This is a genomic window from Streptomyces sp. NPDC058985 (genome assembly GCF_042740985.1).
Lineage (GTDB): Bacteria > Actinomycetota > Actinomycetes > Streptomycetales > Streptomycetaceae > Streptomyces.
The window spans coordinates 182,310-197,176 of the sequence record NZ_JBHYJX010000007.1; the positions used below are offsets into that span (position 1 = coordinate 182,310).

Below are 14,867 nucleotides of genomic sequence, written 5' to 3' on the forward strand. Positions count from 1 at the left end.
GACGGATCTCGATCTTGTTCGCCATGCCGTCTCCTCCCCGTGGGATCGTGGCGCACCGTGTCCGGTGTGCTCTTGTCAGCGTTCGCTCACCGGGTCACAGTTGTCAATGTCCGCTGTTGTCAGGGTAGTTGGGGCTGGCGAGACTGGCGCGAAAGTCGGAGCGCTGGGCCTACCGCACGGTGGACGGCCATGTACGGATCGGCAGCGTCGTCCACGGCATCGGCGCCGAGGTCCGCGACCCCGACGGCTGGGTGTGGACGCTCGTCGAGGCCATGGACGGGACGCGCGTCACCCGGGCCGACGAACCGAGCACCCGGCTGCCCCGCACGAACGCCGGGCCGTGCGGCTCTACAGCCGCGGTGCTGGTGACGCTGGGCGGGATCAACGTCCTGTGGCTGGTCACCTGGTGGCTCGACCGCCGCGCCGCTGACCGCCGTACGCGCTGATCACCGCCCCGTCGCGCCGTCGATCAGCTCGCGCAGGATGTCTGCGTGCCCGGCGTGGCGGCCGGTCTCCTCGATCATGTGGGTGAGGGCCCAGCGGACGCTGGGGGCGGGCTTGCCGGGCGGGTGCCGGGGGAGTGGCGCGGCGAGGTCGGTGCAGGCGTCGAGCATCACGTTCGCGCGGTCGACGGTCTCCCGGTAGCGGGCGACGACCTCGGCCACGCCGTCCTCCGGCGCGGCCCGGAACGTCGCTTGCCAGTTCCGTACCTCCGCGCCGAGGAAGAGCGCGCGCTCGACGTGGGTCAGGTGGTGGAGCAGGCCGAGCAGATTCGTGCCGGACGGCACGGCGGCGGTACGGACCTGGGGCTCGGGGGCGCCGTCGACCTTGCCGGCGACCGAGGTCCGGAGGTAGTCGAGGAACCCGCGCAGGGTCTCGGCCTCGCTGCCTCCGGTCCGGGGCGGCGGGGCGTCCCGGCGGCGGGTGCGTGGAGTGGCGGGGTGCATGGTGGCCTCCTTGGCCGGGGTGGGGCGACCGACCGTTCTCGGCCGCTGCGTCAGGCGTTGCTCGGGCAGGCGTCGCTCGGGCAGGCGTCGCTCGGGCAGGCGTTGCTCGGTCAGGCGTCGCTCGGGCAAGCGGCACGCGGTCAGACGTCGCATCGGGTGACGCCCGGTCAGGAACCGCGTCACCGCCACCGCGTCAGGCCTCGCGCCGGATGAGCAGCACGTGGTCGACGACCTCGGCGGTGCGACCGCCGGGGCCGGTCGCGCGGCGGCGCGGGGAGTCGGCCCGTTCCACCGGGTACGCCGCCGGGTCGAGGCCGATGTCCGCCGCGACCTCGCGCGGGCTCGGGTACCGGGCGTCGGGGTCCTGGTTCCACGACCACGGCGCGGTCGAGCCGTGGTCGACGAGCAGCAGCCGCCCGCCCGGGCGCAGCGCGTGTGCGGCCGTGCGCAGGAGCGTCGCCCGGTTCAGATCGAAGGGCGTGTGCAGGTAGTGGGCGCAGACCAGGTCGAACCGGCCCGCCGGGAAGGACGCGCGCAGGTCGTGCCGTTCGGCGGTGACCAGGTGGCCGAGGCCCTGCGCGCGGGTGTGGGTGGCGAGCCGTTCGGTCGCCACGGCAGAGATGTCGACGGCGGTGACCCGCCAGCCCCGCCGGGCGAGCCACAGCGCGTCGCCGCCGTTGCCGCACCCCAGGTCCAGCGCGTCGCCTGGCGGCACCTCGGAGACCGCCTCCACGAGCCGGTGGTTCGGCCGCGCGCCGTTCGCCGCGGGCCGGGCCGCGTAGAGCCCGTCCCAGAACGTGACCTCGTCGGTGGCGTTCATCGGAACTCCTTCCTCTCCTGTCGGAATGCTCGTGCCGGAATGCCCGTGTCGGACTGCTCGTGCCGCGATGCTCATGCCGTGATGCCGCCAGTCTCAGCGGGCCCACGGCCGGCTGGCACGAAAACTTGCCGTTGTGGCAAGGTGGCCGGATGGACGCCGGAACGGACGAGGTGCTCGACGCGGTGGGCCCGAGGCTGCGTGCGCTGCGCCGGGACCGGGGCATCACCCTGGCCCACCTCGCGACGGCGACCGGGGTGTCGGAGAGCACCCTGTCGCGGCTGGAGAGCGGGCAGCGCCGGGCCACCCTGGAACTGCTGCTGCCGCTCGCGCGGATCTACGACGTCCCGCTGGACGACCTGGTAGGCGCCCCGCGCACGGGTGATCCGCGGATCCACCTGAAGCCCGTCCGGCGCTTCGGCATGGTCTTCGTGCCGCTGTCCCGGCGGCCCGGCGGGACCCAGGCGTTCAAGATGATCATCCCGAGCCGGCCGGCCCCGCTCGAACCGACCCCGCAGACGCACGAGGGCTTCGAGTGGCTGTACGTGCTGAGCGGCAGGCTGCGGCTGCTGGTCGGGGAGCGCGACCTGACGCTGTCCTCCGGTGAGGCCGCCGAGTTCGACACGTCCCTGCCGCACTGGCTGGGCAGCGCCGACGGGGGCGCGGTCGAACTGCTCGTCCTGTTCGGGCTGCAGGGAGTGCGCGCGCATGTGCACAGCGGCTGAACGGCGGGCCGGGGGGACGGCCGAGGAGCGGCCTGGAGGGGGCGCGGTACCGGATGGGGCGCGATGAGCGGGAGGCGGTCGCACGCGGCACCCGGCTGCACGAGGCGGCCCGGTCGCTGGCCGGTGACCACGAGCGGGCCGTCGACGCGGTCCGGGCGGCGCTGAAGCCGCTGCACGACGAGGCGGTGGAGCAGGCCCTCGACACCATCCCCGTGGCCCGGTTGCAGGACGTCACCGGCGGGCGGCTGCGGCTCGGAGCCGTCGAGAAGAGCGGCCTGGAGACCGTCCGCGCGGTCCTGGACGCGGGCCCCTACCGACTGCGGCAGATCCCCGGTGTGGGACAGCGCACCGTCGACCAGATCATCGCCGCCGCACGGCAGTTGGCGGAGGCGGCCGGAGAGGCCGCCGCCGTGCACCTGGACGTGGACCGGCCCGAACCGCGCACGACCGCCCTGGTCGCAGCCCTGCACGTGCTGGTCGGGGCAGGCCCCGAGGCGCGGCGCGCGCTCGACGCGGCGGCCGGGCTGACGCGGCGGCTCGGCCCGCTGCTGGCCGACGCCCGTCCGGTCGCCGGGCGGATCGGGCTGCTGCTGGCCGGGCGGGCGAAGAAGGCCCGTGCGCTGGAGGCCGTGGCGGAGATCCGGTCCGTCACCGAGGAGGCCGAGCGGGCGGACACGCCCGGACTGCTGGCCCAGGCCTCGGTGGACCTGCTGCGCGGACCGGCGGACGACCTCGCGGCCTGGACGGACTTCGAACTGCGCTCCGCCGAGTACTACGGCGTGCTGGGGGAGATCGCCGGACACGCCTCCGACACCGCCGCGGCCGAGGGGTTCCTGCCCGACGACATCGCCGAGCGGGTCCGCGGACTGCGGCTCGACGACTCCCGGCGCCGGGTCTCCCTGCGCGGCTACCAGGCGTTCGGCGCGCGGTTCGCCCTCGCGCGGCGCCGGGTGATCCTCGGCGACGAGATGGGCCTCGGCAAGACGATCCAGGCCATCGCGGCCATGGCGCACCTCGCGGCCGGCGGCCACACGCACTTCCTGGTCGTCTGCCCGGCCGGCGTCCTGGTCAACTGGACGCGCGAGACCGAGACCCGCAGCACCCTGCCGGTCCGCCCGCTGCACGGCCCCGACCGGCAGGACGCCTTCGCCGACTGGTGTGAGCGGGGCGGGGTCGCCGTGACCACCTTCGACTCCCTGCGCGGGTTCCCGGACCCGGGCGGCGACGACGGGCCGGGCGACGGCGAGTCGGCCGGGCCGCCCGCACCGGCGATGCTCGTCGTCGACGAGGCGCACTCCGTGAAGAACCCGCAGGCCCTGCGGTCGCAGGCGGTCGAACGGTGGGCCGGCCGGTGCGAGCACGTCCTGTTCATGACGGGCACGCCGATGGAGAACCGGGTCGCCGAGTTCCGCAACCTGGTCCGGATGCTCGACCCCGCGGTGGCGGACCGGCTGGACGACGGCACCGGGCTGACCGGCTCGGTCGCCTTCCGCAGGGCGGTCGCCCCCGTCTACCTGCGCCGCAACCAGGAGGACGTGCTCTCCGAACTGCCCAGCCTCCAGCACACGGACGAGTGGGAGGAGTTGAGCGCCGCCGACGAGGACGCCTACCGGGAGGCCGTGCGTGAGGGCAACTTCATGGCGATGCGCAGGGCGGCGTACGCCCGCCCCGAGAAGTCCGCCAAGCTCGGCCGGCTCCGGGAGATCGTGCGGGAGGCCGGGGAGAACGGACTGAAGGTCGTCATCTTCTCCAACTTCCGGGACGTCCTGCGCGTGGTCGAGGACGCCCTCGGCGCTCCCGACGGCGCGGAACCCCGGCCGTACGGAACGGTGTTCGGCCCGCTCACCGGCGCGGTGCCGCCCGCCCGCAGGCAGGGGCTCGTCGACGCCTTCACGGCGGTGACCGGGCCGGCGGTGCTGCTGGCGCAGATCCAGGCGGCGGGGATCGGGCTCAACATGCAGGCCGCCTCGGTCGTGGTCGTGTGCGAGCCCCAGATCAAGCCGACCATCGAGCACCAGGCGGTCGCGCGGGCCCATCGCATGGGCCAGGTCAGGCCGGTGCGCGTGCACCGGCTCCTCGCCACCGGCGGGGTGGACGAGCGGATGGTGCGGCTCCTGGAGAGGAAGACCCGCCTCTTCGACGCCTACGCCCGGCGCAGCGCGGTGGCCGAGGCGACGCCGGACGCCGTGGACGTGTCGGACACCGACCTGGCGCGCAGGATCGTCGAGGAGGAACAGGCTCGCCTGGGCACGAACGACGAACAGACCGCCACGCCCGGGCCGCGGCGTTCGCCGACCGGAAGCCGACCGGAAGCCGACTGAAAGCCGATTGAAGACCGACTGAGCGCCGACTGAGCGCCGGCTGAGCGCCAGCTGAGCGCCGGTCGAGTCGGCCGGCGAGTCGGGGCGCTCAAACGACGCAGGGGTCCGCACATCCGTGCAGGCCCCCTTGTGCAATTCCTCTGGAAGCCTCAATCTTTCGGCTGACGCACCAAAACCGCCCCACTTTGACATGGTCATGACCCAGTGGCTCTGCGGGGGCGGTCTGCTCGGCGTGCACGAACCCCACCACGCACCACCGACTGAGGAGGACCCCTCACATGGCAGTGCTGCGTCACAACCCCCCTCGCACCAACCGGCGAAGACTGTCCGCCGTCGGCGCCGTGGCCACCGCGGCCCTCGCCGCGAGCCTCGTCTCCGCGCTCCCCGCCACCGCGGCGGAGGGCCACGTCCAGTACGCGGACGCGGCGAACGCGGTCGCCGGCAGCTACATCGTGACCCTCAAGGCGGACGAGGCGAAGTCCGGCTCCGCGGAGGGCCGCGCGCTGGCGAAGAAGTACGGCGCCGACATCGAACGCACCTACACCAAGGCTCTGAACGGCTACGCGGTCGAGGCCTCCGAGACCGAGGCGAAACGTCTCGCCGCCGACCCGGCCGTCGCCTCCGTCGTCCAGAACCGCACCTTCCACGTCACCGGCACCCAGCCCAACCCGCCGTCCTGGGGCCTGGACCGCATCGACCAGCGCAACCTCCCGCTGAACAGCTCGTACACCTACCCGGCGAGCGCCGGTCAGGGCGTGACCGCGTACGTCATCGACACCGGAGTCCGCATCACCCACAGCGACTTCGGCGGCCGCGCCTCCTACGGCTACGACGCCATCGACAACGACAACACCGCCCAGGACGGCCACGGCCACGGCACCCACGTCGCCGGCACCGTCGCGGGCAGCGCCTACGGCGTGGCCAAGCAGGCGAAGGTCGTCGGCGTGCGCGTGCTGAACAACTCCGGCTCCGGCACCACCGCCCAGGTCGTCGCCGGCATCGACTGGGTCGCCCGCAACGCGGTCAAGCCGGCCGTCGCCAACATGTCCCTCGGCGGTGGCGCCGACAGCGCCCTCGACACGGCGGTGCGCAACGCCATCGCGTCCGGCGTCACCTTCGTCGTCGCCGCCGGCAACGAGTCCACCAACGCCTCCACCAAGTCCCCGGCCCGGGTGACCGAGGCGATCACGGTCGGCGCCACCACGTCGAGCGACGCGCGCGCGAGCTACTCCAACTACGGCTCGGTCCTCGACCTGTTCGCGCCGGGCTCGTCCATCACCTCCGCCTGGAACAGCGGCGACTCGGCCACGAACACCATCTCCGGTACGTCCATGGCCAGCCCGCACGTCGCGGGCGCCGCCGCGCTCCACCTGGCCGACCATCCCTCGGCCACGCCCGCGCAGGTCGCGACCGCGCTGACGTCCGCCGCCACGACCGGCGTCGTCTCGAACCCGGGCAGCGGCTCACCCAACCGCCTGCTGTACGTCGGCGACGGCGACACGCCCCCGCCGACCGGGGACCGCTTCGAGAACACCGGCGACTACACCATCCGGGACAACGCCACCGTCGAGTCCCCGGTGACCGTCTCCGGCGTCTCGGGCAACGCCCCGTCGTCCCTCGCGGTCGAGGTGAACATCGTCCACACCTACATCGGTGACCTCCAGGTCCAGCTGGTCGCCCCGGACGGCACGGCGTACACCCTCAAGGCGTACGGCACCGGCGGCAGTGCGAACGACATCAACACCACGTACACCGTGAACGCCTCCTCGGAGACCGCGAACGGCACGTGGAAGCTCCGCGTCAGCGACAACGCGTCGTGGGACACCGGGCGGATCGACGCCTGGGCCCTGCAGTTCTGACGGAGTTCTGACGGTGCCCTGACGGCAGCTCAGTGAACGGACTCGTCCTCGCGGTAGGGCTCCGGGTCGTCGACCCAGCCCGCCGCGAGGACGAGACGCGAGTGCCGGTGCACGGCGAGAAACCCGAAGGGACGGTCGAAGACGGCCCGGACGGTGGTGCTGAGCCACCGCAACTCGGGTATGCCGCCCCCGATCATCCCGACCGCCGTCACCGCGGCGGCCTCGAAGCCGGAAGCGTCGAACCGGGCCAGCGCGGACTGCCGGGCCGTGTCGACGCACAGCGGATACGCGCTGATGCCCGGGAAGTGACCGGGGACGGGCCGGGAGGCCGCCGTCAGACCGAAGACCCCGGAGTGCTCCAGCAGGTCGTGGTCCGAGGTGACGCCGTACGCGACCGTCGTCACATCGAGCGTCGGAGGCCGGGGCGTCAGAGTCCGTTCCCGTCCGACGACCAGCCCCGGGCCCACCTCCCCGTACGGCAGGCGCGAACCCGGAGTCACCCGGCGGGAGTCCGCGAGGATGCCGACACCCGCCCCCAGCACCCCACCGGGCGTCATGCCCTCCTCGCCGAGCAGCAGGTGGACGTCGACCGCCGTGTCGCCCAGCACCTTCAGCTCGGTCACATGACCACCGGGCGTGTCCGCGACGCCGATCCGGTCCAGCAGCACGCTCTGGCGTTCCAGGCCCCGCAGTTCACGCCCCTGCCACGGCCCGTGCTCCGGGGCGAGGTACGTCTCGTCGAAGGGCTTCAGCCACCGGGTGCGCAGGGCCAGCGCGCTCGCGAGCACCAGCTCGGTCTCCGGGGTCACCGCCACCGGCATCCGCTCGATCAGCCCGCCGGTGCGCTTCGCCGCCCACGCGTCCAGCACCGGACCGTCGGCCCCCGCCTCGCCGGTGAGGACGCCGTGTGCGTCGGCGGGCAGTCCGGCGGTCCACTCGGCGCGCAGCTCCAGCGCGCGCCCGGTCCAGAGGCCGAGGGCGGTCTCCAGGCCGCGCACGGCGCCGAGTCCGGCGAGCAGTTCGCCGGCCGCCGCGGCCGCCCGGCCGGCGGGCACCCCCAACGACTCCTCCAGCTCCGACCGCGCCGCGCCCGCCGCGCCGTCCGCGAGGAAGGCGAGCAGAGGCCAGACACCGGGTGCCGAGAAAGCCGTGCCGCCGTTCTTCACCCCGGCCCAGCGGGCGGTGAGGCCGTTCACCGCCCGGATGGTCGTGTTCGCGACCCGCATACCGTCCCCGCCCCGCCGCACGCTTACCATGCGCTCAGTGATCGGCCGGGCACCGCGACGTCCGGCCGCTGTTCCGCGGCGCCTTCGCGTCACCGTCCGACACAGGAGCACGGTACACGTGTCCATACCGCCGCCGCCCGGGCCCCAGGGGCCCCAAGGACCCCATGGCCAGGGGCCGTACCCGGCGCAGCAGCAGCCGTACCCGGGTGCCTGGGGGTACCCGCCGGCCGGGCAGCCCTACGGGCCCTACGGGGCCTACCCGCCGCGGCCGTCCGTCAACGGGCTCGCGATCGCCGCCTTCGTGCTCGGTGTCCTGTGCTTCGTGCCGGCGGTCGGGCTCGTGCTGGGGCTGGTCGCGCTGGCGCAGATCAGGAAGCGGGGCGAGCGCGGCAAGGGGTTCGCCGTGGCCGGTTCCGTGCTGTCCTCCGTGGGGCTGGCCCTGTGGGCCGTCGCGCTCGCCACGGGCGGCGCCGCCGACTTCTGGGACGGCTTCCGGGACGCCGCGCGCGGCGAGGGCACCGCCTACGGGCTGGAGAAGGGCCAGTGCTTCACCACCCCCAGCGGCTCCCTCCAGGGGGTGACGTACGACGTCGACGAGGTGTCCTGCGACGAGGAGCACGACGGCGAGGTGTTCGCCGCCTTCGAGCTGCCGGGCGGCTCCTTCCCCGGCGACGCGGAGATCACGCGGGCCGCGGACGACCGGTGCTACGCCCTCCAGGACGCCTACGCGATGGCCCGGTGGGCGCTGCCGGCCGACGTCGACGTGTACTACCTGACCCCGACCTCCGAGAGCTGGCGGACCGGCGACCGGGAGATCACCTGCCTCTTCGGGAACACGGACGAGCGGGCCACGCTGACCGGTTCGCTCCGCAACGACGGCGCCGGACTCGACTCGGACCAGCACACGTACCTGGTGGCGGAGGGGTACCTCAACCGGGCGATGGACGAGGTGCCCGACGCGGAGGCCGTCGAGGACGACTTCGCGGGCTACCGGGTCTGGGCGGGGCAGGTGTCGGAGGCGCTCAGGGGCGAGGTCGCGATGCTCGACCGGCACGACTGGCCCGCCGGCGCCGACCGTCCGGTCGCCGAACTGGCCGAGGACCTGAAGGCGGCGCAGAAGGAGTGGGCGCTGGCGGCGAAGGCCCCCGACGTCGACGCGTACTACGAGCACTACGGCAAGGGCTACGACCTCGTCGTCGCCGACACCACGGTCACCGCCCGCAAGGCTCTGGGGCTGGCCACCACGCCGCCGGAGTACGGGAGCGGGGGCGACGGCGGCGGGGGTGACTCCGGTCTGGAGGTGTGACCGCTCCTATAGCGGGGAGAAAGTGCCTGCGTAAAGCCCCCGGGCGGCGCAAGTCATCACATCGAGTGATTCTCTGGCCTTTGCTTGCCTGGTACAACCTACGGTTGCCACGCTGTTGCTGTCTGTACAACCTGATGGGAGCGGCCAGTGACATTCGGTGAGCAGCCGGCGTATCTGCGTGTCGCGGGTGATCTCCGCAAGAAGATCGCCGACGGCCTGCTGCCGCCCCATACGCGCCTGCCCTCGCAGGCGCGGATCCGCGAGGAGTACGGCGTCTCGGACACCGTCGCCCTGGAGGCGCGCAAGGTGCTGATGGCCGAGGGTCTGGTCGAGGGCCGCTCCGGTTCCGGGACGTATGTGCGCGAGCGGCCCGTGCCCCGCCGCGTCGCCCGCTCGGGGTACCGGCCGGCCGGCGGCGCCACCCCCTTCCGGCAGGAGCAGGCCGACGGCGACGCGCACGGCACGTGGGAGTCGCGCAGCGAACAGGCCGAGGCGAGCGTGGCCGTGGCCGAGCGGCTCGCCATCAAGCCCGGCGACCGCGTGATGTGCACGCGGTACGTCTTCCGGGAGGCGGGCGAGGCCATGATGCTCTCCACCTCCTGGGAGCCGCTCGACCTCACCGGCCGCACACCCGTGATGCTGCCCGAGGAGGGGCCGCTCGGCGGCATGGGCGTCGTCGAGCGGATGGCCGCGATCGACGTCGTCGTCGACAACGTCACCGAGGAGGTCGGCGCCCGCCCCGGCCTCGCCGAGGAGTTGCTCGCCCTCGGCGGTGTCCCCGGACACGTCGTCCTGGTCGTCCAGCGCACCTTCTACGCCTCGGGCCGCGCGGTGGAAACGGCCGAGGTGGTCGTCCCCGCCGACCGGTACCGGGTCTCCTACCATCTGCCGGTGAGGTAGCGCGCGCCCTCTTCCACCGGCAGGCTGCGCCGGCTCATCGGTCGGCAGGCTGTGCCGCCTGTCCGTCCGGCGGTCGCGGTCCCACCCGTCATCCGATGGCGCCGCCTGTCCGTCTGGCGGTCGCGGTCCCCACCCGTCATCCGATGGCGCCGTCTGTCCGTCTGCCTGTCACCGCCCCGCCTGTCACCCGGCGGCACCCTCGCCCCTCACCCGCCGGCGCCCCGCCCGTCACCCCGGCGGCGCCCCCCCGCCTGTCACCCGGCGGCGCCCCCCGCCCGTCAACCAGCAGCGCCGCCAGGCGAGTTGGGGAGCCCCGGGGAGGTGTGAGATGGCGCACGCCTCCCGTGCGCCTCCCGCGCCCCTTTCCCCTGTCCGTCGGTCCGGTCGGCCGCTCGGTCCCGCTCTCGGTGCGGCGTATGAATCCGGTCAATCCGGTCGTTCCCGCAGGTGGCCTCCCTTGGCCCCGGCATGCCTCCGACCGGACGCATCGGGGCGCGGAGGCGGCGCGTTCCGCATCGTGCGCCCCCTGCGTTCTGGCTGGTTGCGTACCTCTTTGTGCAAAGCCGTATTCGCTCCGTGAAGGTTGGGCGTAGGCTCGGGCATATGCGGATCGGGGTTTCCTTGGCGGGTGGGGCGCGGCACGAACCGCGGGCGGGAAGTGGAGGGGCGCGATGAACGACAGCACGGTCACTCTTCCCTGGCTGGTCTTCCGGCAGGACGACAACGGCAATCGCTACCGCGTGGGCAGGTACGCCACCCGGGCCGAGGCCCAGAAGATCGCGGACACCCTCGACGACCGCGGCCACCAGCAGCTCTACTGGGTCGAGCGGCTCGGCGCGAACGGGAAGGGCGGGGTGGACTGACCGGGGCCGACGAGCCCGGCCGGCAGCCCGTAGGCTCCGGCGCATGACGGAACGGATCGTGGTGGGCGCCGCCCTGGTCGACGGCGGACGCCTCCTCGCCGCGCGCCGCAGCGCGCCGGCCGAACTGGCCGGACGCTGGGAGTTGCCCGGCGGCAAGGTCGAGGCGGGCGAGACGCCCGAGGCCGCCCTCGTGCGGGAACTGCGCGAGGAACTGGGCGTGGCGGCCGAAGCCGGGGAGCGCGTCCCGGGTCGGTGGCCCCTGAGATCACCCTTCGTCCTGCACGTGTGGACGGCACGGCTGCTCCCCGGTTCCCCCGACCCCGAACCCCTTGAGGACCACGACGTCCTGCGCTGGCTGACCCCCGACCGCGTCTGGGACGTGCCCTGGCTCGACCAGGACGTGCCGGCCGTCGCGCGGGCGCTCGCGCACCTGGGGCTCGGCGCGACGGACGCGTGAGGTGCGTGAGCGGGTCGCCATGAGCGCGCCCGCGCGCCGCGCCTGACACGGTGCGCCCTCTTGAGCGGTACCGAGCCCCGAATCCAGGGTATGTGCCCATTAACCCCATGAAAGCGGACATGGGTGGGGGATCGCCGGCCAGGAAGTGAGCGGCGTGATCGACAGTGAGGGCGGCCGTGCGGAGTGGGTCTTTCCCGCGGTGCCGGACGCCGTGCGGACCGCCCGCCGGCAGGTTCGCGGCGCCCTGCGCGAGTGGGACCTCGACAGTGTCGGCGACATCGCCGTCCTGCTGGTCAGCGAGCTGGTGACCAACGCCCTGCGGCACGCCACCGGCCCCATAGGCGTCGCCCTGCTCCGCCGCCCCGCCGCACCGCCCGGGATCCTGCTGGTGGAGGTCTCCGACCCGCTGCCCGACCCGCCGCGCGAGCGCGTCGCCCGTCCCGAGGACGAGGACGGCCGCGGCCTCCAGCTGGTGGCATCCTCCGTGCACCGCTGGGGCACCCGGGCCGGGGACGCGGGCAAGACGGTGTGGTTCGAACTCACGCTCCCGGGGTGACAGAACGGCCACAACTGGTTCAGGCCAGTGGCAGTTGTGGCACAGCGTGATTCGATGCCGTGTCCGCTGGTTAGAAGACTGGAAGTGTTGGCGCGGTCCGGACCGAAAACCATCGGGGCCGTGCTGTGATCGTGAACACCGTGTTGTGCGGCGCCGTAGTGCTGGATACTGCGGGCAGCCGCCTTTGGTGACCGGTGCCGGACGCGGTGAGCTGGAGGGGACGGTTCGCGTGAGCGAGATACCAGCGAGGCCCACGAAGTCGGAGGGCCCGTCGGAAGACGCGCCACTCGGTGACGCGGTGTGGCAGAGCAGCCCGCCCGGCTCCATCTACGACTACATCAAGGTCGCGTCCTTCTCCATCGGCCCCGACGGGCTCGTCGACCAGTGGAGCCTGCGCGCGGAGCAACTGCTCGGCATCCCCGCCGAACACGCCGTCGGCACCGACCCCATCGACGCCTTCATCGATCCCGACCTGCGGGAGCGCGGCCAGCGGAAAATGGCCGAGATCCTCGACGGCCGGGAGTGGACCGGCGTGGTCCCCTTCCGCGCGCCGGACGCCGACAGCGGCTCCGGGACCGGCTCCGGGACCGGGACCGGTCGCGGGACACGCGGCCTCGCCGAGGTGTACGTCATGCCGACGCGGACGGAGGACGGCGAGAAGGCCGCCGTCTGCATCGTCGTCGACGTGCGCGTCCTGCGCAGCATCGAGACCGATCTCGCCGCCTCGCAGGCCATATTCGGCCAGTCTCCGTTCGGCTTCCTGCTGATCGACCCCGACCTCCGGGTGCGCCGCGCCAACCAGCGGTTCGCCTCCACCTTCGGCGGCACGCCCGACGACCACCGCGGCAAGGGCGTCCACGACTATCTGTCGCGCGCCGAGGCCGACCGGGTCTCCGCGACCCTGCGCCGGGTGCTGGAGAGCGGCGACTCCATCACGGACATGCACGTCACGGGGTTCGTGCCGGGCTCGGAGGAACGCCGCCACTGGTCGGTCAACCTCTACCGCGTCCACAGCGGTTCGGGCCGCCCCATCGGCGTCGCCTGGCTGGGAACCGACATCACCGCCCGCCGCGCCGCCGCCCGCGAGGCCGCCGCCGCCCGCCGCAACCTCGCCCTGCTCAACGAGGCCGGCGCCCGCATCGGCAACTCCCTCGACCTGGAGACCACCGCCCGCGAACTCCTCGACGTCGTCGTCCCCGGCTTCTGCGACCTCGCCACCGTCGACCTCTACCAGGGCCTCCTGGTCGGCGACGAGACCCCCGCCGGCCTGGCCGACGGCAGCGCGGAGCTGCGCCGCGTCGCCTACTCCAGCGCCGTCTCCGACGCGCCCCTGCACGGCGCCGGAGAGCGCGTCCAGCTCGGCGCCGTCCACCACTACCCCTTCAACTCGTCCTGCGCGGACGCCCTGCGTACGGGCCGCCCGCGCACCGTCCCCGCCGAGGACGGCAGCCTCGTACAGTCCACGCTCGCCGTGCCGATGGTCGCCCACGACACGGTCGTCGGACTCGCCCAGTTCGCCCGCACCAAGGGCAGCGAACCCTTCGGCGACCGGGACCGCGACCTCGCCGTGGAGCTGGCCGCGCGCGCCGCCGTCTGCATCGACAACGCCCGCCTCTACCGGCGCGAGCACGAACGCGCGCTGATACTGCAGCGCTCACTCCTCCCGCCCGGCGACCCCGAGGCATCCGGGCTCGACATCGCCTGCCGCTACCTGCCCGGCGAAGCGGCCACCGGCCGGGCCAGCGAAGTCGGCGGCGACTGGTTCGACGTCATCGAACTCCCGGGCCACCGCACCGCGCTGGTCGTCGGCGACGTCATGGGCCGCGGTCTGCGCGCCGCGGTCGCGATGGGCGAACTCCGCACCGCCGTCCGCACCCTGGCCCAGCTCGACCTCGAACCGGCCGAGGTGCTCTCCCAGCTGGACGAGATCGCGCGCGGTCTCGGCGCACCCGGAGGCGTTCAGCAGGCCACCCGGGCCGCCCGACGCCCCCGCGAGGCCGACCTCTCCGAGGTCTACCTGGCGACCTGCGTGTACGCCGTCTACGACTCGGTGACCCGGCGCTGCACCTTCGCCAACGCCGGGCATCTGCCGCCCGTCCTGGTCGAACCCGGCGAGTCCGCGCTGATGCTGGACGTGCCGCCCGGCCTGCCCCTCGGCGTCGGCGGGGAGCCCTTCGAGGAGGTGGAGGTCGAACTGCCCGAGGGCGCCCTCCTCGCCCTCTACACCGACGGCCTGGTCGAGAGCCGCGACCACCCCCTCGACGAGGGACTCCAGGCCTTCGTGGGCGCCCTCACCGACCCCACCCAGCCGTTGGAGGACGTCTGCGACCAGGTCCTCAACACCCTCGACAGCCACCACGGCGAGGACGACATCGCCCTGCTGATGGCCCGCGTCCAGGGCCTGCCCACGGAGTCCGTCGGCGACTGGACCCTGCCGCGCGAGCCGCGCAGCGTCGGCCGGGCCCGCGAGCTGGCCCGCGCCCAGCTGCTCGACTGGGACATGGAACCGCTGGTCGACACGACGGAGCTGCTGGTCAGCGAACTCGTCACCAACGCGCTCCGGTACGGCGAGGGCGAGATCAGGCTCCGCCTGCTGCTCGACCGCACCCTGGTCTGCGAGGTCTGGGACTCCGGCCTGGTCCAGCCCCGCAGGCGCCGCGCCCGCGACACCGACGAGGGCGGCCGGGGCCTGCAACTGGTCGGGCTGCTCAGCGCGGCCTGGGGCTCCCGCCGTACGCCACGCGGCAAGACGGTGTGGTTCGAACTGCCCCTGCCGGGCGGCGACACCCAGCTCACGGACCCGGCGGAGGCCCTGCTGAGCCTGTTCTGACCCACCGCGCCCCCTGACCGCAACCGGAACACCGGTTCGACTCGTCCCCGCAGGCAACAC

The 14,867-nt window shown here is 73.5% G+C and carries 13 protein-coding genes; 10 read left to right on the top strand and 3 right to left on the bottom strand.

Features of this window, described 5'->3' with window-relative positions:
• Positions 1 to 128 precede the first annotated feature (128 nt).
• On the top strand, positions 129 to 446 hold the full coding sequence (locus ACFW01_RS08930; RefSeq protein WP_384502720.1) for a hypothetical protein: 318 nt from the start codon (positions 129 to 131) through the stop codon (positions 444 to 446).
• On the opposite strand, the gene ACFW01_RS08935 is transcribed toward ACFW01_RS08930, so the two are convergent.
• Both ACFW01_RS08935 and ACFW01_RS08940 read right to left on the bottom strand, forming a co-directional pair.
• Positions 447 to 947, bottom strand: coding sequence for a DinB family protein (locus tag ACFW01_RS08935; protein WP_234954938.1), 501 nt, complete (start codon positions 945 to 947; stop codon positions 447 to 449).
• A 193-nt stretch (positions 948 to 1,140) separates the two neighbouring features.
• Positions 1,141 to 1,767, bottom strand: coding sequence for an SAM-dependent methyltransferase (locus ACFW01_RS08940; protein ID WP_384502721.1), 627 nt, complete (start codon positions 1,765 to 1,767; stop codon positions 1,141 to 1,143).
• A 149-nt stretch (positions 1,768 to 1,916) separates the two neighbouring features.
• Here ACFW01_RS08940 and ACFW01_RS08945 point away from each other — a divergent pair, with 149 nt between their 5' ends.
• From ACFW01_RS08945 to ACFW01_RS08955, 3 genes are all read left to right on the top strand, one after another.
• Positions 1,917 to 2,489, top strand: coding sequence for a helix-turn-helix domain-containing protein (locus ACFW01_RS08945; RefSeq protein WP_125492664.1), 573 nt, complete (start codon positions 1,917 to 1,919; stop codon positions 2,487 to 2,489).
• A gap of 53 nt (positions 2,490 to 2,542) precedes the next feature.
• Positions 2,543 to 4,810 carry a DEAD/DEAH box helicase gene (locus ACFW01_RS08950; RefSeq protein ID WP_384502722.1) on the top strand — a complete coding sequence of 756 codons (2,268 nt, stop codon included), beginning with the start codon at positions 2,543 to 2,545 and terminating at the stop codon, positions 4,808 to 4,810.
• A 278-nt stretch (positions 4,811 to 5,088) separates the two neighbouring features.
• Entirely contained in the window at positions 5,089 to 6,669 is a 1,581-nt protein-coding gene (locus ACFW01_RS08955; protein WP_234954935.1) for a S8 family peptidase, read from the top strand.
• 29 nt (positions 6,670 to 6,698) lie between these two features.
• Here the strand turns inward: ACFW01_RS08955 and ACFW01_RS08960 are convergent, their stop codons facing one another.
• Positions 6,699 to 7,895, bottom strand: a complete 1,197-nt coding sequence (locus ACFW01_RS08960; protein ID WP_234954934.1) for a serpin family protein — start codon at positions 7,893 to 7,895, stop codon at positions 6,699 to 6,701.
• 118 nt (positions 7,896 to 8,013) lie between these two features.
• Between ACFW01_RS08960 and ACFW01_RS08965 the strand changes: the two genes are divergently transcribed.
• The 6 genes from ACFW01_RS08965 to ACFW01_RS08990 all read left to right on the top strand — a co-directional run bounded on the left by ACFW01_RS08965 (position 8,014) and on the right by ACFW01_RS08990 (position 14,807).
• On the top strand, positions 8,014 to 9,201 hold the full coding sequence (locus ACFW01_RS08965) for a DUF4190 domain-containing protein (RefSeq protein ID WP_384502723.1): 1,188 nt from the start codon (positions 8,014 to 8,016) through the stop codon (positions 9,199 to 9,201).
• Positions 9,202 to 9,348: 147 nt separating this feature from the next.
• Entirely contained in the window at positions 9,349 to 10,101 is a 753-nt protein-coding gene (locus tag ACFW01_RS08970) for a GntR family transcriptional regulator (RefSeq protein WP_161327719.1), read from the top strand.
• Between the two features lie 671 nt (positions 10,102 to 10,772).
• Positions 10,773 to 10,964 carry an SPOR domain-containing protein gene (locus ACFW01_RS08975; protein WP_384502724.1) on the top strand — a complete coding sequence of 64 codons (192 nt, stop codon included), beginning with the start codon at positions 10,773 to 10,775 and terminating at the stop codon, positions 10,962 to 10,964.
• A 43-nt stretch (positions 10,965 to 11,007) separates the two neighbouring features.
• On the top strand, positions 11,008 to 11,421 hold the full coding sequence (locus tag ACFW01_RS08980) for a (deoxy)nucleoside triphosphate pyrophosphohydrolase (RefSeq protein ID WP_384502725.1): 414 nt from the start codon (positions 11,008 to 11,010) through the stop codon (positions 11,419 to 11,421).
• A gap of 145 nt (positions 11,422 to 11,566) precedes the next feature.
• Positions 11,567 to 11,977 (top strand): ATP-binding protein, encoded by a 411-nt coding sequence (locus ACFW01_RS08985; RefSeq protein WP_234954929.1) that lies wholly within the window; start codon positions 11,567 to 11,569, stop codon positions 11,975 to 11,977.
• A gap of 229 nt (positions 11,978 to 12,206) precedes the next feature.
• Complete coding sequence (locus ACFW01_RS08990) at positions 12,207 to 14,807, top strand: SpoIIE family protein phosphatase (RefSeq protein WP_384502726.1); 2,601 nt, start codon at positions 12,207 to 12,209, stop codon at positions 14,805 to 14,807.
• Positions 14,808 to 14,867: the final 60 nt, after the last annotated feature.